This is a genomic window from Bradyrhizobium oligotrophicum (assembly GCF_051168495.1).
GTDB classification, from domain to species: Bacteria; Pseudomonadota; Alphaproteobacteria; order Rhizobiales; family Xanthobacteraceae; genus Bradyrhizobium; species Bradyrhizobium oligotrophicum_A.
The window spans coordinates 13,512-36,478 of record NZ_JBNPVB010000020.1; the positions used below are offsets into that span (position 1 = coordinate 13,512).

Sequence of the window (22,967 nt, forward strand, 5' to 3'; positions counted from 1 at the left end):
CTGTTCCCGGCATGAGCCGAGACGACTTCAACCGGATCGAGATTGTCCCCAATCCAAGCAGCTGAGGGCTGATAGATGAGATTTACCGTCAAAGCGAAGCTCGCAAGCGCGTTCGGCGCGGTGATCGCGCTCTCCATGGTGATCGGCAGCGTGTCATACATGAAGCTGAGCGACATGGTCAGCACGGCCGACGGGCTGGTCGGCGCGGCCGGCCGGATGGAAAAAGCGGCGGAGCTCGAGAAGATCGTCCTGCTGCAGATCCGGGCGGAGAAGAACGCGATCCTGGCGAGCTCCGACAGCGAGACGGATCGGTTCGTTGCCGAGGTTGGTAAGATTCGTGCCGATCTGAGCAAGACCCGGGACGACGTCTACGCGGTTGCCACCGAAGGCGGCAGGAAGCTGCTCGACAGGTTCGCGTCCGTCCGCAGCCATTTCGACGCGGTTCAGGACGACACCCTCAAGCTCGCGAAAGTCGACAAGGTGAAGGCCAACGAGCGCTCGACCACCGAAGGTCGCAAGGCTGCCGGCGAAACGATGGCAGCCGTCGGCGACTACGTCGTGTTCATCAAGAAGCTCATGGCAGACCGCGCGGAGCAGGCCAGGGAAGACGGTAGCCGCGCGCAGATGCTGTTGCTTGGCCTCATGATTGCCTCGCTGGTGATCGCGATGACGTCGGCGATCTGGATCGCGCTCAACATCAGCCGTGGCCTCGCCAAGGCAGTCGGTCTGGCCGACGCGGTCGCGCTCGGCGATCTCAACCAGCAGATTCAAGTCTCGAGCGACGATGAGATCGGTGATCTCGTCAAGTCGCTGAACACCACGGTCGAAAAGCTTCGGGCCGTGGTCTCCGAAGCCCTGATGGCGGCGCGCAACGTGTCGGCGGGCAGCCAGGAACTGTCGGCCAGCGCCGAGCAGCTGTCGCAGGGCGCCACCGAGCAGGCGTCCTCGGCGGAGGAGGCGTCCTCGTCGATGGAGGAGATGGCCGCCAACATCAAGCAGAACGCGGAGAATGCCGGCCAGACCGAGAAGATCGCGGCGCAGTCGGCCAAGGATGCCGAGGCCAGCGGTGTTGCGGTCGGCCGTGCGGTCGAGGCGATGCAGACCATCGCGGCCAAGATCACCATCGTGCAGGAGATCGCGCGGCAGACCGACCTGCTGGCGCTCAATGCGGCGGTGGAAGCCGCCCGCGCCGGCGAGCACGGCCGCGGCTTCGCCGTGGTGGCCTCCGAGGTGCGCAAGCTCGCCGAGCGCAGCCAGGCCGCGGCCGCCGAGATCGGCGCGCTGTCGGTCGACACCGTGAAGGTCGCGCAGGAGGCCGGCACGATGCTGTCGAAGCTGGTGCCGGACATCAAGAAGACTGCGGAGCTGGTCGAGGAGATCACCTCGGCCTGCCGCGAGCAGGACGTCGGGTCGTCGCAGGTCAATCAGGCGATCCAGCAGCTCGACAAGGTCGGGCAGCAGAACGCCAGCGCCTCCGAACAGGTGTCCTCGACCTCCGAGGAACTGGCCTCGCAGGCCGAGCAGCTGCAGGCGACGATCGCCTATTTCAAGATCGACAACGAGGCGACGCGCGACATGCCGCGCGCGGCCAACATCGACCGCGCGGTCAGCCAGCTGCGCAGCACGGCGGCCACCATGTCCGCCGCCAGCCGCGCGCCGAAGAAGCCCGCGGCCGCTGCGAGAGCCGGCCGTCCGCTCAAGGTCGCGGGCGGCGGGGGCGGCTTCGCTTTCGAGATGTCCGGCGGCGACGAGCACGACGCCGATTTTCAACGCTGAGCAGGCGGCCGGCGTCGCACATCGACGCCGGCATGCCGCTTTCATCGACCTTCTCGCGCGGAGCTCTCCATGGCCGAACTGGCGCAATACCTGACACTCGGTCTGGCCGACGAAACGTTCGGCATCAGCATTCGCAACGTCAGGGAAATCCTCGACATGAGGCCGATCTCCCGGTTGCCCCATGCGCCGGATTTTCTGGTCGGCATGATCGACGTGCGCGGCAGCGGCTATCCGATCGTCGATCTGCGCACCAAGCTCGATCTGCCGCAGGTGCCGGCGACCGAGGCGACGCGCATCATCATCCTCGACGTGCCGATGGAAGACCGTCTGGTGGGCGTGGGCTTCATCGCCGATTGCGTGTTCGAGGTCACCGATATCGACGAGAGCCGGATCGAACCGCCGCCGTCGGTCGGGGGACGCTGGAAGTCCGACTACCTCGCCGGCGTCGGGCGCAAGGGCGACAAATTCGTCATCATTTTCGATCTGCGGCGCTTGATGCTGTCGACGGACCTGATGCAGACCGCGGAGGCTGCGCTGGTCAAGCCGGTTGCCGCGTGATCGAGGCGCGGTCGTGACGGATTCCGGATTGCATCTGACGGACCGCCATTTCAGGTCCGTCGCGACGTTGATCGAGAGCCAGATCGGCATCAAGCTGCCGCCGGCCAAGCGCGTGATGATCGAGGGGCGGCTGCAGAAGCGCGTTCGTGCCCTCAAGCACGCCAGCGTCAATGAATATGTCGAGCGGCTGTTCGAGGACGGCCAGCTCGAGGCCGAACTCGTGGACCTGATCGACTGCGTCACGACCAACAAGACCGACTTCTTTCGCGAGCCCTCGCATTTCGAATTCGTCCGTCACGTCGCCGTCGACGAACTGCTGGCACAGCGCGGCCGGACCTCGCGGTTGATCAAGATCTGGAGCGCCGCCTGCTCGACCGGCATGGAAGCCTACACGACGGCGATGGTGCTCGACGATCTGCAGACGAAGCGGCGCGGCTTCGAATTTCGCATTCTGGGAACGGACATCTCGACCAGCGTCCTGCGCGTCGCCAAGGCCGGCATCTACCCGCGCGACCTGGTCGCCCCGGTCCCCGCCGAAATGGCGCAGCGCTACTTCATGTCCGCCCGAGATCGGACCCGGGCCGACGTACGTGTCGTCCCGGAATTGCGCCGGCGCGTGAACTTCACGCGCATGAACCTGATGGACCCGAGCTATCCGGTCGACCAGGACGTCGACATCATCTTCTGCCGCAACGTCCTGATCTATTTCGACAAGGCGACCCAGCGCAAGGTCGTCGACCAGCTGTGCAGGCATTTGCGGCCGGGCGGCTATTTCCTGGTCGGTCATTCCGAATCGATGGTTCACCAGGGCTCGCTCGGCTTGAAGCAGGTCCAGCCCACGATCTTCCAGAACGTCGCTCGGAGATGATCGCGTGAGCAAGCCGAAGGTGCGTGCGTTGATCGTCGACGATTCCGCCCTGGTTCGGCAGATTCTGTCTTCGATCCTGTCGGAGGATCCGGAGATCGAGGTGATGGCCGCGGTGCAGGACCCGTTCGCCGCGGCACGACGGATGCAGGAGGCGCTGCCCGACGTCATCATTCTCGACATCGAGATGCCGCGCATGGACGGCATGACGTTCCTGCGCAAGATCATGGCGCAGCGGCCGATTCCGGTCATCATCTGCTCGACATTCACGGAGCATGGCTCGGACATGATGTTCGAGGCCTTCGAGGCCGGCGCCGTCGACATCCTGCCGAAGCCGCGGGTGGATACGCGGCAGGCGCTGCTGGAATCGTCGGCCAAGCTGCGCGAGGCGGTCAAGCTCGCCGCCCGCTCCCGCGTGCGTGCGCGCGGCCCGCGGCGCGTCGTGGAAAAGAAGCTCACGGCCGACGCGATCATTCCGCCGCCGGTTCAGAGTCGCGTCAGGCCGACGACCGAACGCATCGTCTGCATCGGGGTGTCGACCGGTGGCACCGAATCCCTGCGTGACGTTCTCGAGGTGCTGCCGCGCGCCTGCCCTGGAATTCTCATCGTGCAGCATATGCCGCAGGGCTTTACGGCGGCGTTCGCGCGCCGGCTCAACAGCCTTTGCGACATCGATGTCAAGGAGGCCGAAGACGGCGAGCCGGTGCAGCCGGGGACGGCCTATATCGCGCCCGGTAGCCGGCACATGCTGCTGCAACGAAACGGCCTGCGCTATCACATCGCGATTAAGGACGGTCCCCCGGTCTCGCGTCACCGGCCGTCCGCGGACGTGCTGTTCCGCTCGGCCGCGCAATATGCCGGCCGCAACGTGCTGGGCATCATCATGACCGGCATGGGCGACGACGGCGCGCGCGGCCTGCTCGAAATGCGCAAGCTCGGCGCCGCGACGCGCGCCCAGGACGAGGAAAGCTGCGTGGTGTTCGGGATGCCGAAAGAGGCGATTGCATGCGGGGCGGTCGAGAAGGTGGTTCCGCTGTCCAGGATCGCCAAGGAAATCATGCTCTGGCATCAAGCCGGGCAAACGGCTTCGGCGGATTGAGCGTGGCTGCGAGCAGTGCCACGTCGCGCATGGACGGTGCAGTTGCCTGCACCGAGGAGATTGCCGCGCAGATCGAGGCGACCTTCGCGCAGATGGGACATGGTCTCGGGCGCGGTCATGTGCTGTTCGACGAGCTCAATGCCGGGCTGGTGTCGCTGTCGCAGGAATTGTCCGGCGACAATATCGCCGGCGCGTCGTCGGTGCTGCAGGACGTCGCGGCACGGCTGGCGCGGCTGCTCGACGTGTTGCGCTCGGAAGGCGATCTGCTCGGCACCATCGGGGCGAGCGCGGAGGACTCCGCGTCGATCCTGAAGCTGCTCGCCAAGCACATCCAGATGGTGCTCGTGATCGCACAGAACGCGCGGATCGAGGCGGCTACGCTGGGCAGCGGCCAGAACGGCTTTCTGAATTTCACCCAAGAGGCCGTTGCGTTGGCGAAGGCCGTCGAGGCGTCGATCGCAGCCTGTTCGGTGAACCAGACGCGGCTGGCCGAAGCGGTGGCGACCGCGCTGCGCCGGCAGCGCGATTTCGAGACACGCTATCAGGATCGGTTCCGATCGGTGGGCTCTGATCTGATGTCGGCGCATTCGGCGCTGCAATCGCGGCGCGCCAACGCCGTGCGGCTTGCGGCGTCGGCCGGCGCGGACACCAGGAGAATCACCGAGGCGGTGGGCTCCGCGATCGTGTCGTTGCAGGCGGGCGACAGCACCCGGCAACGTCTCGAACATGTCGCTCGTGCATTGCGGATGGCCGATGGTCTCGATCATGGTCTCGTCCCCGCCGGTCAGGGTGAAACCGGTGGTGATCGAACGATCGCGGGCCTGGTCCGCAGCCTGCAGTCCGAACAACTGACCAGCGCTGCATCCGACCTTGAGTCGGATCTCGGCGACATCGACCTGTCGCTGACCAATCTGTTGTCCGGCGCGATCGAGGTGGTCGGCCATGGATGTGCACTGTCCGGGACCGATGACGGCGCAACCGCTTCCTTTCTGACCGGCGTGAAACAGGCGCTGGCGGAGGCGTCGTCCCTGATCAAGGCATGCGACGACTCGCGCCGCTCGGTCGACGATGCGCTGGGCGTCGTCGACGACATGTTGGGGAATTTCCGCAGCGCCGTCGAAAATCTGTCCGATGCCGTGATCGATATCATCCTGGTCGGCATGAATGCCGGGCTGAAGGCGCGTCAGGTCGGTGATCGTGGCCGCGCCTTCGTGGTGATCGCCAACGAACTCCGTGCCACCGCGGACAAGCTGTCCGGCGGAGCCGCGATGTTGAAGCCGATCCTGGACGCGGTCGCGCGTGCAGCCGGCGAGCTTGCGCGGGTCAATGCCGACAGCGATTCCGGGTTGATGACGGAGCTCGAGCCGAAGATCCTGTCTGCGATCCGCGACATCGAGTCCGAGAGCGACCAGATCGGTGCGGTGATGACGCGCCTGATCCAGAGCGGCGGCGAATTCGAAGGCTTGATCGCCGAGGCGAAGGCCGTGCTCGGCGCGCTGCGAAAAAAATCAGCTGGGCTTCCGGAGGCTGCCGGCAGTCTCACCCCTCCTGGCGGTGCGCCGCCGCGCTTGGCGCATGATGATCAGGCGGAAGCCGAGACCGTCTTTGCGGGTCTCCATGCGCACTACACGATGGCGAGCGAGAGAGACGTCCATCTCGGCTTTCTGCAGCGTGTGGGCATCGCGGCCCCCTCGATGGGCGCGGCGGCGCCGCAGCCAGATGAAATCGACGAGGTGCTGTTCTTCTAGATCGGCCGGCTCACGCCATCTCGTCAGCGCAGGGGCGAATCCTGCCGCTCCGGCCATTTCTCGCGCCACGGCTCATGCCTTTCCCGATTTCCCTGCGCGCGTGCTATGGTTGTTCTGCTTGGCTCGATCAGGTGAAGCGTCTCCGACATGACCGCACGACATCAACGCAAGCCTCCGCGCGCAGGGCAGACCGGAACGGCGTGGCGGCACGCCAATGTCGGCCGGCTCCTCAATAATGCGATGCGCCGGTTCGAAGCCCGCGTTCTCGCGCTGATGGCCGAGAGCGGGCACGGCGAGACGCGGATCGCGCATGTCAGCCTGACCCGCAACCTCGACGTCGAGGGCACGCGGCTGACCGAACTCGCGCGGCGGGCCTCGATGAGCAAGCAGGCGATGGGTGAGCTGGTCGATCAGTGCTCGGAGCTCGGACTGGTCGTGCGCGAGGCCGATCCGCAGGACGGCCGCGCCCGTATCGTTCGCTTCACGCCGACGGGGCTGCGATGGCTGCAGGCGTTCGGCGATGCGGTCGACGTGGCCGAGGCCGAGATGCGCAAGGAGCTCGGCAAGGCGGCGATGGATGCAATGCTGCAGGCGCTGTCGGCCTATGGCGCGCGGTTCGACACCTTGCAGGACGAGATATAGTCAGGTTACTTGACTATTTACCCGAGCGGCGTAGCATCCATCCGATCGCGAGGGGAGATAGCGCCGTGACCACGCCTCTGACCGCCTCCGTCCTGATCGTGGGCGGTGGTCCGTGCGGGCTGATGCTCGCCAACGAGCTCGGCCGTCGCGGCGTCTCCGCTGTCCTGATCGACGAGAAGCCCGGCACGGCCTTCAATCCGCAGGCCAACGCCACCCAGGCGCGGACGATGGAGCACTACCGCCGGCTCGGCTTCGCCGACGAGATCCGGCGCGCCGGGCTGCCTGCTGACTATCCGACCGACGTCGCCTATTTCACCCGCTACACGGCGCATGAACTGGCACGGTTTCAACTGCCCTCGGCGGCGCGTGCCACCGAGCTGGTGAAGGGCCTGTCCGGCTCGTGGAGCGCGGCCGAGCTGCCGCATCGCGTGTCGCAGAAATTCGTCGAGGCGATCCTGCGCCGGCATGCGACCGAGCTTCCGGGCATTCAGCTGCACTACGGCCATCGGCTGATCGGCCATGTCGCCGACGAGGATGGCATCGCAGCCGAGGTCGAGCGCCTCAGCGACGGTGTCCGCTTCAGGATCTGCGCCGCATTCCTGGTCGGCGCCGATGGACCGCGTTCGCTGGTGCGTCAATCGCTCGGCATCTCCTATGGCGGCAGCACCGGCGTGCAGCGCGATTTCATGGGCGGGCGCATGCTCGCGGTCTATCTCCGGTCAACGGACTTCTACGCCGGCGTCCCTCATGCCAAGGCCTGGATGTATGTCTGCTTCAACCGCGACCGCCGCGCCTTCATGGCGTCGGTCAACGGACGCGACGAGTTCGCCTTTCATACGCAGCTTCGTCCCGGCGAGGACGAGAGCGCAATCACCGTTGACGATGCCAAGGCGGCGTTCCAGCGCGCTTGCGGCGCGGCGATCCCGTGCGAGGTGCTGTCGCATCTGACCTGGACGGCGGGGCATGCGCTGGTCGCCGAGAGCATGCATCGCGGCCGCGTCTTTCTCGGCGGTGACGCGGCGCATCTGTTCACGCCGACTGGCGGCCTCGGCTACAACACCGCGATCGAGGACGCGGTCAATCTCGGCTGGAAGCTTGCGAGCGTCATCAAGGGCATCAGCCCGCTGTCGCTGCTCGACAGCTACGAAGCCGAGCGTCGTCCGCTGGCGCTACGCAACACCGACTACGCCCGCCGCTTCGCCGATTCGCTCGGCCTGTTTGCCGCTGCGCCCGAGATCGAGGAGGCGACCGAGGGCGGGGCGGAAGCGCGGCGGATCGCAGGCGCCTATCTCGACCAGCATGCCCGCGCCGAGTTCAACATTCCCGGCATCACCTTCGGCGGCCGCTACGACGGCTCGCCGATCATCGTCTCCGATGGCACCGCGCCGCCGCCGGATGCCGCCAACGTCTACGTGCCGAGCGCCTGTCCCGGCGGCCGCGCGCCGCATGCCTGGCTGGAGCAGGGCGTCTCGCTCTACGACCGCTTCGGCTTCGAATGGACGCTGCTGCGGTTCGAAGGCTGCGACGTCGATGAAGACCAGTTGAACGAGGCGGCCGGGTCACCGCGCGCGGATCTGAGGATCGTCACCCTGCCGCGCGCCTTGCGCGATCTCTACGAGGCCGATCTCGCACTGATCCGCCCCGATCAGATCGTGGCCTGGCGCGGCAGCGCGGCGCAGGCGGGCAGGCTGGGCCGCGTGCTTGCGCAGGCGCTCGGGCACGAAGCCCAAACGCACTGAGCTTCCGGTCGCGCGCCGCAGTATGCAGGATCGGCCGGAACCTGTGGCGGCGAGGCACTCCGCCATGAGGTCGTGCGGAGCTTAGGAACCATCGCAAGCCGCCGGTTTTTCAGTCGTGACGATCAGGCTTCCAACCGGAGATCAGCGATGACCAGAACGTTTCGGACCCACCAGACGAGAACGATCCACACCGTCATGGCCGCATGTGCGATGGCGGTCCTGATGGCCAGCGGCGCGGTCGCCGCCCCGAAGGGCCAGTCGCCCGCCAAGGACCAGCGCTTCATCACCGAGGCGATCGAAGGCGATATGTCCGAGGTCGCCATGGGCAAGCTGGCGCAGCAGAAGGGCCAGAGCGATCAGGTCAAGCAGTTCGGGCAGGCGCTCGCCCAGGATCACGGCGATCATCTGCAGAAGGCGCAACAGCTCGCCAGCCAGAACGGGATGACGGCGCCGTCCGAGCCGAACAAGCAGCAGAAGGCGATCTACAAGCGGCTCGACGGTCTGTCCGGGACGCAGTTCGACCAGGCGTTTGCCAAAGCCATGGTCAGTGATCACCAGAAGGACATCAAGGCCTATCAGAAGCAGGCGGCGGTGAATTCGCCGTTGTCGGACTTCGCCAAGGAGACCGTGCCGGTGCTGCAAAGGCATCTGGACATGGCGAAGTCGCTCGGCAAATGATCTCTGCGGCTCGGTGCCCGGCTTTGCGCGGGCACCGTATTCGTTGGACCGCGCGGATGCCGACTGTAGGCCTGCCGAACGCGCGCGGCCGGTGGACTGAACAGGATCCGGACCACGGTCGCTCATGTGCCGCAGACCGGCATATGACACCGGCCTGGGCGAGCATTGCTGGAGACCGGCCCCGCTGATAGTTTTCGTCCCGCGAAGGCACGGGCGAATGATGGAACGATGACGGACCTGATCACCGAGACGGAGAAGGCGCAGCAGGTCGTGGCTGCGCTGAGGTCGGCGGAGGCCAGCGCGCCGGATGCCGCGCTGCAAACGCTCAACGGCCTGATGGGGCTCGTGCGCAGCCCGGGCCCGGAGCAGCCGCTCGAGGTGGAAGAAGCGCGATCCGCCGCCTTCCTGTCGATCTGCGAGGTCGGCAAGGCCTTGCATCGCGGACAGCCGACGGAGGTGCTGTGGCCGGCGGCCCTGTCGGCCAGCGAACGCTGGCTGGCGCTCGCCAAGTGAGTGACGCCGATGCCCGCGCCAGCCGGCTGGGCTGGCGCGCGATGACGAGCGGCGACCTCGCCGCCATCGATACGATCGCAGCCCGCGTGCATCCTGACTATCCCGAGAACCTCTCGGTCTTCGCCGAGCGGCTGCGTCTCCATCCCCAGGGATGTCGTGTGCTGATCTCCGGCGCCGGCGCGATGGCTGGCTATGTCATCAGCCATCCCTGGCATCTCGATGCGCCGCCGGCCTTGAACGTGCTGCTCGGGCGCATTCCCTCACCGGCGGCGACCTACTACATCCACGACCTCGCCTTGCTGGCCGAGGCCCGCGGCCGCGGCGCGGCCTCGGGGATCGTGAATGCGCTCGTCGCGCATGCGCGCGAACTCCGCCTGCCGTCGCTGTCACTGATTGCCGTCAATGGCTCCACGCCGTTCTGGGAGAGCCAGGGTTTTGCGGTCGATCAGGCTGTCTGCGCCGGCCGCCGGCCGATCAGCTATGGCGACGATGCGATGCCGATGATCCGGTATCTCATTTGAGCTATCGGCCTGCGCCTTCGACAGCGTACGGCAACGAGAAACGGCCCGGTTGCTGCCGGGCCGTTCGTTCCTGATCGGGCTCTGGTCCGCCATTGCGCCGACGCTTCGAGCCCGTGACGCTTGGTCCGCATCTCACCAGCGCGGAGAGTAACCGCCGCGCTGCCGCCCATAGGCATAGGCCGGGTTGATGCCGCAGCCGGCATCCGTACCGGAGGCGGAGGCCTGACACTGCTGATAGGTCGAGAACTGGCAGTTGCCAGGGTAGCCCCAGATCCGGCCCTGCAGGCAGTAGCGGTCCTGCGCGGCGGAAGCGGGGGAGATTGCGCCGAAGCTCGCCAGAACGGCGGCGGTGGCGAGGGAAGCAAACAGCATCTGACGCATCGATTGGTCTCCTTGATTGGTGCGGCTGCAACGCATGGTTACGCGCACGCGTTCCTCGCACCGAATACATAACACCGGTCCATAAACGTTGTGTCTCCCGGCTGGGATCACGTTCAATCGATCTCCTGAGAAGCCGGCTCGAGACGACCCGCTTCGGGCGAGCGATGGACCGGAACATTCGTTGGCCGCACCGGTTCTTCACGCGACATTGATGAACGAGGGGCCATGTTGTTTCGCCGATCTGATCGTCCTGATGTCGCCGGCGACGCGGCCGCCGGCCTGCGCGTCCCGGGGACCGGAGCTCTGCTGGCGCTGCTCGGTCTCGCCGTGCTGATCCAATGGCTCGATCGGCTGCCGGCGTCGGATGCGCAGCGCGTTCGGTACGCCGGTGCCGCCGACGAAACCGGGCGCGGGCTTGCCGATGCGCCCGCGGTCATCCCGGCGCGCGGCTGGACGGGCGTCACCTGGCGCATCTACGAGAACGTGACCGAGCACCGGATCGTCGCGCTCGCCGCCGGCATGACCTTCTACACATTGCTGGCGATCTTCCCGGCGCTGGCGGCGCTGGTGGCGATCTATGGCCTGTTCTCCGATCCCGCCAGGATCACCGGACACCTGGAGCAGTTGCAAGGGCTGCTGCCCGGCGGCGCCATCGACATCGCGCGCGACCAGCTGACCCGCGTCTCGGCGAAGGGCGGTCAGGCGCTCGGTCTCACCTTCCTGGTCAGTCTCGCGGTGTCGTTGTGGAGCGCCAATGCCGCGATGAAGTCGCTGTTCGATACCCTCAACGTCGTCTACCGCGAGCGCGAGACCCGTGGCTTCTTCAAGCTGAACGCCATTTCGCTGCTGTTCACCGCCGGAGCGATTCTGTTCGCGCTGCTCGCGATCGGCGCGGTCGTGGTGCTTCCGGTCCTGCTGAACTATGTCGGCATGTCCGAAGCCGCCGACCTCGTGCTGCGGATCGGCCGCTGGCCCGCGATCTTCCTCTGCGTCGCGCTCGGGCTCGCGCTGATCTATCGTTACGGACCGGATCGCGAGGAGCCGACATGGCGCTGGATCAGCTGGGGCAGCACGCTGGCGGCGGCGTTGTGGCTCGCGGGCTCGTCGCTGTTCTCCTGGTATGCGGCCAGTTTCGGCAGCTTCGACGCCACCTATGGCTCGCTCGGCGCGGCGATCGGCTTCATGACCTGGATCTGGATCTCCGCGATCGTGATCCTGGTCGGAGGTGAGCTCGACGCCGAGCTGGAGCACCGGAGCTTGTGCGAGACCACGACGGGCCGCGCAAACCTCCCCGGCGGCGCGACGGTGGCGAACACCGTCGGCCGCTCGAGCTGATCCCGCATTCAGGACGAGAGGGAAGGCGCTGCCTCGGCCGCCGCCTGTTCGATGGCGGCCGCCGCATCGAACACGAGATCCTCGCGGAAGCGCGGCCCCACGATCTGCACGCCGATCGGAATGCCCTCGTGCACGCCGGTCGGCACGCTGACCGACGGCAGGCCGAGCAAGGCGGTCGCGAACAGGAACACGTGCGAGCGATACAGCCGGTCGACGCTGGCATCGCTCTCGACGTCGACGCCATAGGGCAGGGCGGTCTCCATCGCGACCGGACACAGCACCAGCGGCTGCTCCTGCATGAAGATCTGCCAGCGCCGCAGATAGGTCGCACGCGCCGACGACAGCCGGATCAGGCCGGCGACATCGAGTTCGGGCGTACGATTCATCATCAGCCCGAAGGCACGCCGCGCCAGCGCATCGCCGTGCTGCTCGACCTGCGCCGAGAGCGTCACGCGCGACTCGCCTTGGGCGAAGTCGTTCCAGGCCGTTGCTGCGGCGGCCACGTCGGGCGGGTCGCGCCAGGTCACCTGATAGCCGGCGCGATGCAGGATCAGCGCGGCCTTGCGCACGGCGGCTTCGACCTCCGGTGCAATGCCGACCCCGGCCGGATCGAGACATGCGGCGACACCCGGATGATCGATCCGCGGCCCATCGAGCGGCATCGCGACGTGCCAGGGATCGCGCGGATCGGGCGCGGCCATCGCGGTCAGCGCCAATCTGGCATCCTCGACATTGCGCGTGATCGCGCCCTGCACCGAGATCAGCTGCAGCGACAATTGCCGCTCGGCCGGCGCGCTGCCGTTGAACGCCGGCACCCGGCCGAACGAGGGACGCAGGCCCACGGTGCCGGTGCAATAGGCGGGATAGCGGATCGAGCCGCCGCCGTCATTGCCATGGGCGATCGCGCACATGCCGGTCGCCGCGGCAACGGCGGCGCCGCCGCTGGAGCCGCCCGGCGTGCGGTCGGGCCGCCACGGATTGAGCGTGCGCCCGTGCAGCTCATTGTCGGTGAACCAGCGCATCGAGAAGGCGGGCGTGTTGGTGCGGCCGATGATCACCGCGCCGGCGCGGCGCAGATTGGCGACGACGGGCGCGTCCTCCTTGGCGACGTTGTCCTTGAAGGCGACGACGCCGTTGGTGGTCGGCAGTCCCGCCTGGTCGACATTGATCTTGGTCGTGACCGGCACGCCGTGCAGCGGTCCGAGCGCGGCCCCTGCGGTCACCATGCGGTCGGCGAGGTCGGCAGCGGCGAGCGCATCGTCGGCCTGCACGGAGACCACGGCGTTGAGCTCCGGATTGATGGCCGCGATGCGGTCGAGACTGGCCGTGACGGCGTCCCGGCTGGTGATCTTCTTGGTGCGGATGGCGGAAGCGAGTTGTGTGGCCGACCAGCGCCACAGCGGCGTATCCATGCGAAGCGAACCTCTGCGATCAGAAAGCGAATGACCCGGGTGTGCCACGATGGTGCGCAGACCGCGCGACGCGCCCTGGAACCGTCACCATAGGTGACTCGGTCGCGCTGGGCAGAAAATCTTGCCGTCCGCTCGGAACCTTCAGCTCACGCCAGGCGTTATGCCGAGACGTCCGCCCATGCCCGCGCGCCGCGTGGGAGAAGAGGTGGCCCTGCCGCCGCGTATTGGGGGATGGATGAGCAGTCGCGAGTTTGCGCGGACCTTCTGGCGCAATCAGACCTCAGTCGCATTCGAGCTTTCCGACCTCGCTGCCGGCGCCCTCGATGATCGCGAATTCCGCCTGCTCGCCGACGGCATTCCCACGCTGTGCTGGATCGCCAACGGCGACGGCTACATCGTCTGGTACAATCGGCGCTGGCACGAATACTGCGGCAGCACGCCCGAACAGATGGAAGGCTGGGGCTGGCAATCGGTGCATGATCCCGAGCAGCTTCCCTCGGTCATGGAGCGATGGCAGGCCTCGATCGCCAGCGGTGAGCCGTTCGAGATGACGTTCCCGCTGCGGGGCGCCGACGGCATCTTCCGGCCGTATCTCACCCGCATCCAGCCGATGCGCGATCGCTCCGGGCGGGTCCGCCGCTGGTTCGGCGTCAATACGGAAGTGTCCGCCCAGGTCGCGGCCGAGCAGGCGCTGCGCGACAGCGAGATGCAGGCCCGTGCCGACGCAGAGCGGGTGCAGCTCGCGCTCGCGGCCGGCGCCATCATCGGCACCTGGGTCTGGGACATTCCCGCCAACCGTTTTACTGTCGATGACAATTTTGCACTCAATTTCGGGCTCGATCCGGAGCTTGGACGTGAAGGGCTGAGTCTCGCGCAGGTCACGATGACGGTGCATCCGGACGATCAGGCCGGACTTGCAGCCGCGATCCAGGAGGCCATGGCAACTGGTGGCTCTTATGCGCACCAATATCGCGTCCGTCGCCGCGATGGCCGATATCGCTGGATCGAAGCCAACGGCCGGGTCGAACTCCGCGATGGACAACCGGTGCGCTTCCCCGGCGTGCTTCTCGACGTCAACGAGCGCCATGCGGCCGAAGCGGCGTTGCGCGAGGCCGAAGAACGGCTGCGTCTGGCGACCCAGGTCGCCGAAGTCGGCTTCTGGGACTACGACCCGGCGACCGACGTGCTGGTGTGGCCGCCGCTCGTCAGGGCGATGTTCGGTGTCGACGAGGACGTGCCGGTCTCGATCGCCGATTTCTACGAAGGCGTGCACCCGGACGATCGGGAGGCGACGACAGCCGCCTTTGCCGCGGCCGCCGATCCCGCCCGGCGCGCGCTCTATGACGTCGAGTACCGCACCGTGCGCAGGAACGATGCCGCGATCCGCTGGGTGGCCGCCAAGGGCCGCGGCCTGTTCGATACCGCCGGTCACTGCGTCCGCCTGCTCGGAACGGCCATCGACATCACCGCGCGCAAGACCGCCGAGGCGCGGCTGCGCGACCTCAACGAGCGCCTTGAAGCCGCCAATGAGGAGATCAAGCGCTACGCCCATGTCGTGAGCCACGATCTGCGGGCGCCGCTCGTCAACATCATGGGATTTGCCCAGGAGCTGCAGAGCCAGCGCGACGAGATGTTCGAGGCCGGACGGCTGCCGGACACGGATCCGCTGCGCCAGCAGGCCGAGCGCGACTTCGACGAGGCGCTGTCGTTCATCCGGGCGGCGACGCAGAAGATGGACGGGCTGATCAGCGCCATTCTGAAAGTTTCGCGCCACGGTCAGCAGCCGCTCCATCCCGAGCCGCTCGACATGGAGGCGCTGGTTCGGAAGCTCGCCGACGCCATCCGTCATCAGACCGAAACGGCCGGCGCCGTCATCGCCATCGAGCGGCTGCCGCGGGTGGTGGCGGACCCGCTGGCGGTCGGACAAATCTTCGGCAACCTGCTCGACAATGCCGTGAAATATCTCGATCCGGATCGCCCCGGCCGCATCGGCATCACCGGCGAAGAGCGCGGCCGCGAGGTCGTCTTCCACGTCGCCGACAATGGCCGGGGCATTGGCGCCGACGACCAGGCGCGGGTGTTCGAGCTGTTTCAGCGCGCTGGCCCGCGCGATCAGCCGGGCGAGGGAATAGGCCTTGCCCATGTGAAGTCGCTGCTCGGGCGGATGCAGGGCAGCATCAGTCTCACGTCGGAGCCCGGCGTCGGAACGACGTTCACCGTGACCTTGCCGCGGTTCTCGCCGGCCTCGTGAGGCCGCGCGCGAGTCTCCGGGCTGAGCGTGACCGGAACATGACGCGCATCTGCAACTCAGTCCTGCGTCGGGAGCGGATCGATCGTTGATTTGCCGCAACAGCGGCAGCTCTCCTTCCTGGAACATGGGCGCGAACGGAAAGGAGATGGGTCATGTGGCTCACCAGGGACGACTTCCGCATCAAGGCGGAAAATTTTGATTTGTCGAATGGGATGAACATTCTTCGTATCATTTGCGGTTTGTTTCTATTTCCGCACGTCGCCGGAAAGTTCGCGGGCGGCGCGGTGTCGGCCGCGACCGCCGGCTTCTTCGCCAAGGCCGGCTTTCAGCCGCCGGAGGTGTGGGTCGTACTCGCCGCCGCGGCCGAATGCGCCGCCGGCATCGCCCTGGTGCTCGGCATCTGCACGCGCTTTGCCGCGCTCGGCGCCACCGTGCTGCTGCTGTTCGCCGTCTACGCGCTGCAGGTCGTGAAGGGCTTCGGCTGGACCTGGAACACCGGCGGCTACGAATACCCGGTGTTCTGGGCGATCACCTCGCTGGCGGTGGCCATCGAGGCTTGGAAGGCGCATCTCGCGCAGGCCAAGCCCCATGCCGGCGCCCTGCCGGCGCGAGCCGCGGCCTGACCGCGGTCCCGCGACAGAAACGTCCGATATCCGATGGCAGAACGAAGGCCGCCTCCGGGCGGCTTTCGCGCGTCCGGCATCCCGCCGGCATGCTGCCGTCATCGCGCCGTGCTAGGATCGAGAATCTCCCGCACCCGTTTCGCTTCGTCGCTCGCCATGAAGACCTGCTGCATTCACATCACCGGCGCGTCCGGCTCCGGAACCACGACGCTCGGCCGCGCCGTTGCGTCGGCGCTCGCCATTCCGCATCACGATACGGACGACTACTTCTGGCACCCGACCGAGCCGCCCTATGTCGAGACGCGTCCGGCCGTCGATCGCCTGCGCCTGATGGACGAGATGTTCGTCCCGCGCGCGCGGTGGGTGCTGAGCGGGTCGCTGCAGGGCTGGGGCGATCCGCTGATCGCGCGTTTCGATATCGTGGTGTTCATCCACACGGCGAGGGATCTGCGGCTGCAGCGGCTGCGCGTGCGCGAGGGATTGCGCTATGGCCCCGAGGCCATCGCCCCGGGCGGCGCGCGCCATCGCGACGCCGAGGAGTTCATCGCCTGGGCGGCCGGTTATGACGACGGTGACGCCGTCAGCCGCACCCTCGCGAAGCATCAGGCGTGGCTGGCGAAGCTGCCCTGTCCGGTGCTGCGCCTGGACGGCGGGGAGCCGCTGCCCGATCTGGTGCAGAGCGTCGTCTCCGCAACGCGGGCGCCGTGACCCGGCGTGGCCGGCTCACGATGAAGAAATTTCAAGATCGATGTCGGATGGCGCAACCCCCGGTCGTCCTCGGAGCAGGCAACGGAGGATCGCCGGCATGACAGCCCCAGTGACAGCCCCGAAGATCGTATCGCAGGCCGAATGGATCGCGGCGCATCGCGCCCACCTTGCCCAGGAGAAGGCTTTCACCAGGCAGCGCGATGCGCTGGCCGCAGCCCGGCGTGCCCTCCCTTGGACCAGGGTCGAGAAGGACTATCGCTTTCAGACGCCGAACGGACCGGCGACCTTGGCCGATCTGTTTCAGGGGCGCAGCCAGCTGATCGTCTATCATTTCATGATGGGGCCGGGCGATCCGCACCGCTGTCCCGGCTGCTCGTTCCTGTGCGACCATATCGACGGCGCCGACCAGCATCTGCGTCACCACGACGTCAGCCTGGTGGTGGTGTCGCGCGCGCCGCTGGCCGAGATCGCGCCGTTCAAGGCGCGCATGGGCTGGCGCTTCGACTGGGTGTCGTCCGACGGCAGCGATTTCAATGTCGACCATCAGGTGTCGTTCTCGGACGAGCAGATCGAGACGGGCACGGCCGTCTACAATTTCGCGCCCTTGAGGAGCAGGTCGACCGAACTCCCGGGCCTCACCGTGTTCATCAAGGACGGCGCCGGCGACATCTTCCGCACATTCCAGGTCCGCTCCCGCGGCGGCGATCCGCTGATCGGCGCCTATCATTATCTCGACCTCACCCCGAACGGTCGCAACGAAACCGGCCGCGGCAACCTCTCCGACTGGGTGCGGCTGCACGACGAATATGAGGAGAGCGGCGGGCGAGGCCATTGTTGCGGCGCGTAGGGCGCGATGTGGAGGGCGGATCAGCGAAGCGTGATCCGCCGGTGCTGTACCCGCAATGGCTGATCTCGCGTGTTGCGTCACGCTGCGGCTGGCGCAGGCTGCTCCGGGCAGTTCGTCAGCCGGCCCGGCGTGCCCACGGCGGTGCAGCCGGCAGGCACATCGGTCGTGACCACTGCGCCGGCGCCGATCTTGGCGAAATGGCCGATCGCGACATCGCCGAGCACCGTCGCGCCCGACGACAGCAGCACGCCGCGGCCGATCCGCGGACTGCGCCCGGGCATCGCATCCTGGCGCCCGATCGTAACGTTCTGCAGGATGGTCACGTCGTCGCCGATGCTGCTGAACGCGCCGATGACGATGCCGGTGGCATGGTCGAGAAACACCGAGCTGCCGATCTGCGCCGAAGGATGGATGCTGACCTGCAGCGACGTCGAGGACTCCGCCTGGAGCAGCAGCGCGAGGTCAGGCTGCCGGTTCGACCACAGCCAATGCGCGACGCGATAGGCCTGCAGCGCGACGTAGCCCTTGTAGTTCAGCAGCGGCGGCAGCAGCGCCGTCGTCGCAGGATCATGCGCCGTGATCGCGGCGAGATCGGAATACGCAGCCGCGACCAGCGCGGGCGCCGCGGTCTGCGCCTCGCGTGCGATGGCGGCGAACCGGTCGCGGGCGGCCGCGCTGTTGCCGATGCGAACGCCGATCTGATGCGCGACGATGCTGCCGAGATCGGGATGATCGAGGATCGCCGCCGACAAGGTCTGGCCGAAGGCGGGATCGCGGGCAGCGGCCAGCTCCGCCTCGTGCCGGATGGATTGCCATAGTTCGGTGCGGGATGCGCGCGTGACGGCCATGGTCCTGGTGCCCGGTTGCAGACTGAGACGGCAGCATAGCAGATCGCGGCGCGGTTCTGAACCGGACGCCTCCTGTTCGGTCGCAAGCGGGCGCCGGCAAGGTTGCTGTTGGCCCGGCCCCTTGCGCGCAGTCCGGAGCACAGCTTTACTATGGTGTGTCGCCGACAACAGCAAAGCGGGAAGGCGATGGAGCAGCGCTTCACCTTCGATCAGGTCGCCGATCTCTACACGCAGTCGCGTCCGCATTATCCTGCGGCTCTGGTCGACGACGTCGTCGCGCTCGCGGCCGTGACGCCCGGCGATCCCGTTCTCGAGGTCGGCTGCGGTACGGGCCAGGCGACCCGGAGTTTCGCCGCGCGCGGATTGCGGATCACGGCGATTGATCCCGGGCCGGACATGATCCGCGCCGCGCGGCAGACATTGGCCGGTCTCCACAATGTCGAGCTGCGGGAGTCGACGTTCGAAGCCTGGCCGGAGGATGGCGCAAGGATGCGCCTGATCATCGCCGCGCAATCCTGGCACTGGGTGGCGCCGGAGGTGCGCTTCGCGAAGGCGGCCCGGATGCTGTCGCCGGCCGGGTCGCTTGCGGTGTTCGGGCATGTTCCGGTCGGACTCCCCGCGCCATTGCTGGAAAGCTTCCGGGCGATCTGGCCTCCACCGGAAGCCTGGTACCTGCCGAGCGGACCGTTCAAAGGCTGGTTCGACAGCTCCGGGCTGTTCGGGCCCGTCGTCCACCGCTGCTACGCCTGGACGCGGTCGTACACGGCCGCGAGCTATGTCGATGTCCTGACGACCAGGTCGGACATTCGCATGCTGCCAGCAGCCGTCCGCGACGCGCTGCTCGCCGACATCACCGCCGCGATCGTCGACTTCGGCGGCGAATTCGTGATGGATCATGAAGCCCATCTCTACCTGGCTCGCCGTGTCGATGGTGACGCGGGTGAGGACCGATGACGCTTGCCACGGAAGGTTGCTGCCGAAGCTGCGCGCAACCGCATCCCGGATCGTCGCGGATCTTTTTCAGCACTCCGGATCATGACCAGCTCTCGCTGAAGTATGCGCCAGGTGGCGGCTCGATCCCCATCATGCACTGGATGGCAACGCCGATGTACCCCACCAATCCCTGTGGGAGGCGATCGAGCGGATAGAACAGCAGGCCGTCGCTCTTGTGGGGCTCGCAGATGCGCGGCTCGCCGCTGAATGCATCGGTGGCGAAGAAAAGGTCGACGATGCTGCGGTCGGTCCGGCGATGCATGGCGCAGACGAATCGCCAAGCCTGCTCCGCGACGACCAGGCCCGTCTCCTCGATCAACTCGCGCGATGCCGCCGCAACGGCGTCTTCACCATCATTGACATGTCCGGAGGGCAGGGCCCACTGGCCATCCAAATAGCCCGTGTTGAAGCGCCGCTGCAGCAGGACTTTGTCGTCGGCGCGCACCAGGCAATAGGACGCGAGGTAAGGACGCTGATGTTGAACGATCATCTGCAAGTGTCCTGATGTCGCAATTAGGCTGCCACGATTCATGCCACAGAATCATGAAGACGTATCGAGCATCGGAGTGACACCCGCCAGACGCAGCTGTTAGCGGAATTACGCGATCCGATCCGGATTATCCGCCCGGCAAGGCGTGGGGCCGAGCTGAGCGCTCGGCACGGCGTCTCCGGTCTGCTATCAATGAAGGACTGGGTCATGCGGGATCTTCCAGTCATGCCAAACCGTCGTCAGGTCCTGTCAGGATTGGGAGCCGTGGCCGTGCCGTACCCGATTTTGCCCGTTGCAGGACAGCAGGGATGGGACTTTGCTTCGGCTGGGGACGGCGATGCGTTTGCCGCCGGTGTCGCCCGGCGGCTCGATCAGGCGCTCGCCGAGCGGCGTCTCTGGAACATCCATGGGCTGATCGTGCTCCGGGATGGCCAGCGCATCATCGAGCGCTATTTCGAAGGCCCGGATCGCGCGCGCGGCGTCGGCGACATCGGCACCGTGAGGTTCAGCGCGGAGACGCCGCACGATTTGCGCTCCTGCTCGAAGAGTATCGTCGCGCTGCTGTACGGGATTGCACTCGCGCAGGGCAAGGTGCCGGCGCCCGAGGCGCCGCTGCTGGCGGCGTTTCCGGAATATCCTGATCTCGCAAGCCCTGAGCGCGCGCGGCTCACCGTGCAGCATGCGCTGACGATGACGATGGGGACGGACTGGGACGAGAGCAGCTTGCCCTACAGCGATCCGCGCAACAGCGAGACCGCCATGGACAATGCGGCCGATCGCTACCGCTACATCCTCGAGCGCGCGATCGTCGACACGCCCGGCGCGCACTGGACCTATTGCGGCGGCGCGACGGCGCTGCTGGCGCGGCTGATCGCGAAAGGATCGGGCAAGCCGCTGCACGATTTCGCCCGCGAGCATCTGTTCGATCCGCTCGGCCTCGGCCCGACGCAGTGGGCCACCGGGACCGACGGCGAGCCCTTCGCCGCCTCGGGCGCCCGCATGGTGTTGCGTGATTTCGCCCGGATCGGGATGATGATGCTGTCCGGCGGCCGGGCCGATGGCCGCCAGATCGTTCCCGCGGATTGGATCACCCGTTGCACGACGCCCGCGGTCAGCGCCGACGAGCTTCGCCGCTACGGCTACCAATGGTTTCTCCTCGACATTGGCTTCGGCAAGCCCAGAGGATGGGCCGTCGGCCGGCTGGAGCGGATGTGGATGGCGCAGGGCGAAGGCGGCCAGCGCCTGTTCATCATCCCCGCGCTGCAGCTCCTCATCGCCGTGACCGCCGGCAACTATGAGCGCGACGACCAGGGCATCCCGCCGACGCGGGTTTTGCGCGAGATCGTGTTGGCGGGTGTGGAGTAGACGACCTCCTTCAACGTGATCGTCTTATTCGGATTTTTGTGACCGTGCATAAGAATTGACCGGCGTTTGGTACACGGAAAGCACTAGGTCGTGGTGCATTCAAGGCAGTTTGATCTCTTGGGCCTCGCCAAATTTTTGACGGTGTTTAGCTGTCGCTTCGAAGAGGGTACGAAAGCCGTCGGTATGAGGAGGGCACAACGGAATCTCGGGGGTTACGTCGAAACGAAGATCGGAACTGGTGCCTTTTCGGAGCTCGCTGACGCGATCAGATAAATAGCATATGAGCTGCGAAACAGCGCGTGCTTCTCGTGCCTGTAATTTGACCAGCTGCGCAACGTACTTATTGATCGCGTCGGAAGAAACTCCTTCGCTGCTTTTCGAACGCTCTGCGGAGTACTCTTGAAGTACCACAGATATAAAAGCCTCGGCGAGATCGTCGTCGAGTTCAAAATCGTCCAGATTTTCGAGCAGATGGTCGAAGAATTGATCCGGGAGAAGTGGGCTAGCCCGTACAAGCTGCCAGAGATCCTTTTTGTCGATCTCCTTAGAGTAAAGAAGCGTGTCCGGAGATTCAATCGCGCGGTCGAGCTTTAATTTGATTGATTCTTCGTCAGCTTCGCGAGGGGTGCATTCTGATTTTTCGGGGCAATCCCAGTACTCGAAAGCCATGCCGACGGGAAATTTTGATCGAGCTATTAGTTGGCGAATGTGGGCTTGCAGAAAAGATGCGGCGAGGAGCTTTTGTTGAGATGCTGATTGAAGGTCGCGTTCAGAGATCTGCTTCTCAAAAAGTGTAATTGCGACAGACACCGTCGCGATAGCGATGCCGATCTGAACCAAAGACCGGGCGAGGTGGTCCCACAGTTTGTTGGGGTCATTTCTTGCGATGATTGCGATGCTGCTGGCCAGCAAAATCAGGGTGATGAAAATCATGAATAGGTTCATTGATGTGCAACATTGCTAATAATGATATACTCAGCTCTAATACACACGATGTGCATATTTCTGCGAGCGAAAAAACGGATCGGAATGCGGTCCAGTTGATTGCAGTTTAGATGATTAGAGTTAATTATTCAATTTTTGATTGCAGTTCCTGAGTCGCCGGAATCGTCGAGGCGCCTGCCTGGTGGGTGGTAGTCGATTTTTCTATTTCTTTTTTCCAGAAAGTGTGCTCTACTCTCCGCATCCTGCTTCGCCACGAGGGGCGTATCGCGATCGTCACGACACGTGAGGCGGGGAGGCGATGGCCGCTTGTTTGCCGTCGCGTGCTTGCACGCGGACGAACGGCAGTTGGCGGACGTGAAGTCGTGTGGTCCTGGCGCCGCGACGCTGGCGCTAAGCTCGGGGGTGATGATCCCCTGGGCGACGGTGGCTAAAGAGCCCGTACACCGGGGAGAGCACGATATAAACGTGAAGACCATCGCGCAGGGAATGCCGGAGTTCGGCTGAACCTGTGGTGACTGCCGCCTGCTTTTTTGCTGCAGGCGGGCCATGGGTTGCGGCCAGCGCCCGGCATTCCCTGCGCCCTCGTGATTTCCGAGGGCTCGCCGATGTCCAAAGCCCGGGCGCGCAGCG

The 22,967-nt window shown here is 66.0% G+C and carries 22 protein-coding genes; 17 read left to right on the forward strand and 5 right to left on the reverse strand.

What is annotated here, in order from left to right:
- Positions 1–75: 75 nt before the first annotated feature.
- From ACQR1B_RS29250 to ACQR1B_RS29295, 10 genes are all read left to right on the forward strand, one after another.
- Positions 76–1,776 (forward strand): methyl-accepting chemotaxis protein, encoded by a 1,701-nt coding sequence (locus ACQR1B_RS29250; RefSeq protein WP_434875032.1) that lies wholly within the window; start codon positions 76–78, stop codon positions 1,774–1,776.
- Between the two features lie 69 nt (positions 1,777–1,845).
- Positions 1,846–2,334, forward strand: a complete 489-nt coding sequence (locus tag ACQR1B_RS29255) for a chemotaxis protein CheW (protein WP_434835111.1) — start codon at positions 1,846–1,848, stop codon at positions 2,332–2,334.
- A 13-nt stretch (positions 2,335–2,347) separates the two neighbouring features.
- Positions 2,348–3,202, forward strand: coding sequence for a CheR family methyltransferase (locus ACQR1B_RS29260; protein WP_434871459.1), 855 nt, complete (start codon positions 2,348–2,350; stop codon positions 3,200–3,202).
- A 4-nt stretch (positions 3,203–3,206) separates the two neighbouring features.
- Positions 3,207–4,298 (forward strand): protein-glutamate methylesterase/protein-glutamine glutaminase, encoded by a 1,092-nt coding sequence (locus tag ACQR1B_RS29265; protein ID WP_434835113.1) that lies wholly within the window; start codon positions 3,207–3,209, stop codon positions 4,296–4,298.
- A 2-nt stretch (positions 4,299–4,300) separates the two neighbouring features.
- Positions 4,301–6,046 carry a chemotaxis protein gene (locus ACQR1B_RS29270; RefSeq protein WP_434835114.1) on the forward strand — a complete coding sequence of 582 codons (1,746 nt, stop codon included), beginning with the start codon at positions 4,301–4,303 and terminating at the stop codon, positions 6,044–6,046.
- A 147-nt stretch (positions 6,047–6,193) separates the two neighbouring features.
- Positions 6,194–6,688 (forward strand): MarR family winged helix-turn-helix transcriptional regulator, encoded by a 495-nt coding sequence (locus ACQR1B_RS29275; protein WP_434835115.1) that lies wholly within the window; start codon positions 6,194–6,196, stop codon positions 6,686–6,688.
- Between the two features lie 65 nt (positions 6,689–6,753).
- The gene (locus ACQR1B_RS29280; protein WP_434835116.1) at positions 6,754–8,427 is read left to right on the forward strand and encodes an FAD-dependent oxidoreductase; all 1,674 of its coding nucleotides are present in this window, start codon (positions 6,754–6,756) and stop codon (positions 8,425–8,427) included.
- A gap of 147 nt (positions 8,428–8,574) precedes the next feature.
- The gene (locus ACQR1B_RS29285; RefSeq protein WP_434835117.1) at positions 8,575–9,105 is read left to right on the forward strand and encodes a DUF4142 domain-containing protein; all 531 of its coding nucleotides are present in this window, start codon (positions 8,575–8,577) and stop codon (positions 9,103–9,105) included.
- A 240-nt stretch (positions 9,106–9,345) separates the two neighbouring features.
- Complete coding sequence (locus tag ACQR1B_RS29290) at positions 9,346–9,618, forward strand: hypothetical protein (protein ID WP_434835253.1); 273 nt, start codon at positions 9,346–9,348, stop codon at positions 9,616–9,618.
- Positions 9,619–9,659: 41 nt separating this feature from the next.
- The gene (locus tag ACQR1B_RS29295) at positions 9,660–10,139 is read left to right on the forward strand and encodes a GNAT family N-acetyltransferase (RefSeq protein ID WP_434835254.1); all 480 of its coding nucleotides are present in this window, start codon (positions 9,660–9,662) and stop codon (positions 10,137–10,139) included.
- 132 nt (positions 10,140–10,271) lie between these two features.
- Here ACQR1B_RS29295 and ACQR1B_RS29300 read toward each other — a convergent pair whose 3' ends face one another.
- On the reverse strand, positions 10,272–10,520 hold the full coding sequence (locus tag ACQR1B_RS29300; protein WP_434835118.1) for a DUF3551 domain-containing protein: 249 nt from the start codon (positions 10,518–10,520) through the stop codon (positions 10,272–10,274).
- A gap of 225 nt (positions 10,521–10,745) precedes the next feature.
- Here ACQR1B_RS29300 and ACQR1B_RS29305 point away from each other — a divergent pair, with 225 nt between their 5' ends.
- The gene (locus tag ACQR1B_RS29305) at positions 10,746–11,855 is read left to right on the forward strand and encodes a YihY/virulence factor BrkB family protein (protein ID WP_434835119.1); all 1,110 of its coding nucleotides are present in this window, start codon (positions 10,746–10,748) and stop codon (positions 11,853–11,855) included.
- Between the two features lie 8 nt (positions 11,856–11,863).
- Here ACQR1B_RS29305 and ACQR1B_RS29310 read toward each other — a convergent pair whose 3' ends face one another.
- Positions 11,864–13,267 carry an amidase gene (locus tag ACQR1B_RS29310; protein WP_434835120.1) on the reverse strand — a complete coding sequence of 468 codons (1,404 nt, stop codon included), beginning with the start codon at positions 13,265–13,267 and terminating at the stop codon, positions 11,864–11,866.
- Positions 13,268–13,502: 235 nt separating this feature from the next.
- On the opposite strand from ACQR1B_RS29310, the gene ACQR1B_RS29315 reads away from it, so the two are divergent.
- The 4 genes from ACQR1B_RS29315 (at position 13,503) to ACQR1B_RS29330 (ending at position 17,696) form a co-directional block, all read left to right on the forward strand.
- Positions 13,503–15,518, forward strand: a complete 2,016-nt coding sequence (locus tag ACQR1B_RS29315) for a PAS domain-containing protein (RefSeq protein WP_434835121.1) — start codon at positions 13,503–13,505, stop codon at positions 15,516–15,518.
- A gap of 152 nt (positions 15,519–15,670) precedes the next feature.
- Positions 15,671–16,141: a DoxX family protein gene (locus ACQR1B_RS29320; RefSeq protein ID WP_434835122.1), complete on the forward strand. Its 471-nt coding sequence runs from the start codon at positions 15,671–15,673 to the stop codon at positions 16,139–16,141.
- 156 nt (positions 16,142–16,297) lie between these two features.
- A complete protein-coding gene (locus ACQR1B_RS29325) occupies positions 16,298–16,849 on the forward strand; it encodes an ATP-binding protein (RefSeq protein WP_434835123.1) in 552 nt (183 codons plus the stop codon).
- Positions 16,850–16,946: 97 nt separating this feature from the next.
- Positions 16,947–17,696 carry a DUF899 domain-containing protein gene (locus tag ACQR1B_RS29330; RefSeq protein WP_434835124.1) on the forward strand — a complete coding sequence of 250 codons (750 nt, stop codon included), beginning with the start codon at positions 16,947–16,949 and terminating at the stop codon, positions 17,694–17,696.
- Positions 17,697–17,773: 77 nt separating this feature from the next.
- On the opposite strand, the gene epsC is transcribed toward ACQR1B_RS29330, so the two are convergent.
- Complete coding sequence (epsC, locus tag ACQR1B_RS29335) at positions 17,774–18,544, reverse strand: serine O-acetyltransferase EpsC (protein ID WP_434835125.1); 771 nt, start codon at positions 18,542–18,544, stop codon at positions 17,774–17,776.
- 186 nt (positions 18,545–18,730) lie between these two features.
- Here epsC and ACQR1B_RS29340 point away from each other — a divergent pair, with 186 nt between their 5' ends.
- Complete coding sequence (locus ACQR1B_RS29340) at positions 18,731–19,498, forward strand: class I SAM-dependent methyltransferase (protein WP_434835126.1); 768 nt, start codon at positions 18,731–18,733, stop codon at positions 19,496–19,498.
- 79 nt (positions 19,499–19,577) lie between these two features.
- On the opposite strand, the gene ACQR1B_RS29345 is transcribed toward ACQR1B_RS29340, so the two are convergent.
- Positions 19,578–20,027, reverse strand: a complete 450-nt coding sequence (locus ACQR1B_RS29345; protein WP_434835127.1) for an NUDIX hydrolase — start codon at positions 20,025–20,027, stop codon at positions 19,578–19,580.
- A 270-nt stretch (positions 20,028–20,297) separates the two neighbouring features.
- Here ACQR1B_RS29345 and ACQR1B_RS29350 point away from each other — a divergent pair, with 270 nt between their 5' ends.
- Positions 20,298–21,392 carry a serine hydrolase domain-containing protein gene (locus tag ACQR1B_RS29350; protein ID WP_434835128.1) on the forward strand — a complete coding sequence of 365 codons (1,095 nt, stop codon included), beginning with the start codon at positions 20,298–20,300 and terminating at the stop codon, positions 21,390–21,392.
- Positions 21,393–21,491: 99 nt separating this feature from the next.
- Here the strand turns inward: ACQR1B_RS29350 and ACQR1B_RS29355 are convergent, their stop codons facing one another.
- Positions 21,492–22,325: a hypothetical protein gene (locus ACQR1B_RS29355; protein ID WP_434835129.1), complete on the reverse strand. Its 834-nt coding sequence runs from the start codon at positions 22,323–22,325 to the stop codon at positions 21,492–21,494.
- Between the last annotated feature and the right edge of the window lie 642 nt (positions 22,326–22,967).

Bases quoted from the DNA above. Each gene is read 5' to 3' on its own strand.
- ACQR1B_RS29330 (WP_434835124.1), top strand. From the start codon at position 16,947: ATGACAGCCCCAGTGACAGCCCCGAAGATCGTATCGCAGGCCGAATGG.
- epsC (WP_434835125.1), bottom strand. From the start codon at position 18,544: ATGGCCGTCACGCGCGCATCCCGCACCGAACTATGGCAATCCATCCGG.
- ACQR1B_RS29305 (WP_434835119.1), top strand. From the start codon at position 10,746: ATGTTGTTTCGCCGATCTGATCGTCCTGATGTCGCCGGCGACGCGGCC.
- ACQR1B_RS29250 (WP_434875032.1), top strand. From the start codon at position 76: ATGAGATTTACCGTCAAAGCGAAGCTCGCAAGCGCGTTCGGCGCGGTG.
- ACQR1B_RS29325 (WP_434835123.1), top strand. From the start codon at position 16,298: ATGAAGACCTGCTGCATTCACATCACCGGCGCGTCCGGCTCCGGAACC.
- ACQR1B_RS29320 (WP_434835122.1), top strand. From the start codon at position 15,671: ATGTGGCTCACCAGGGACGACTTCCGCATCAAGGCGGAAAATTTTGAT.
- ACQR1B_RS29255 (WP_434835111.1), top strand. From the start codon at position 1,846: ATGGCCGAACTGGCGCAATACCTGACACTCGGTCTGGCCGACGAAACG.
- ACQR1B_RS29315 (WP_434835121.1), top strand. From the start codon at position 13,503: ATGAGCAGTCGCGAGTTTGCGCGGACCTTCTGGCGCAATCAGACCTCA.
- ACQR1B_RS29295 (WP_434835254.1), top strand. From the start codon at position 9,660: ATGACGAGCGGCGACCTCGCCGCCATCGATACGATCGCAGCCCGCGTG.
- ACQR1B_RS29345 (WP_434835127.1), bottom strand. From the start codon at position 20,027: ATGATCGTTCAACATCAGCGTCCTTACCTCGCGTCCTATTGCCTGGTG.
- ACQR1B_RS29300 (WP_434835118.1), bottom strand. From the start codon at position 10,520: ATGCGTCAGATGCTGTTTGCTTCCCTCGCCACCGCCGCCGTTCTGGCG.
- ACQR1B_RS29310 (WP_434835120.1), bottom strand. From the start codon at position 13,267: ATGGATACGCCGCTGTGGCGCTGGTCGGCCACACAACTCGCTTCCGCC.
- ACQR1B_RS29275 (WP_434835115.1), top strand. From the start codon at position 6,194: ATGACCGCACGACATCAACGCAAGCCTCCGCGCGCAGGGCAGACCGGA.
- ACQR1B_RS29355 (WP_434835129.1), bottom strand. From the start codon at position 22,325: ATGATTTTCATCACCCTGATTTTGCTGGCCAGCAGCATCGCAATCATC.
- ACQR1B_RS29285 (WP_434835117.1), top strand. From the start codon at position 8,575: ATGACCAGAACGTTTCGGACCCACCAGACGAGAACGATCCACACCGTC.
- ACQR1B_RS29340 (WP_434835126.1), top strand. From the start codon at position 18,731: ATGGAGCAGCGCTTCACCTTCGATCAGGTCGCCGATCTCTACACGCAG.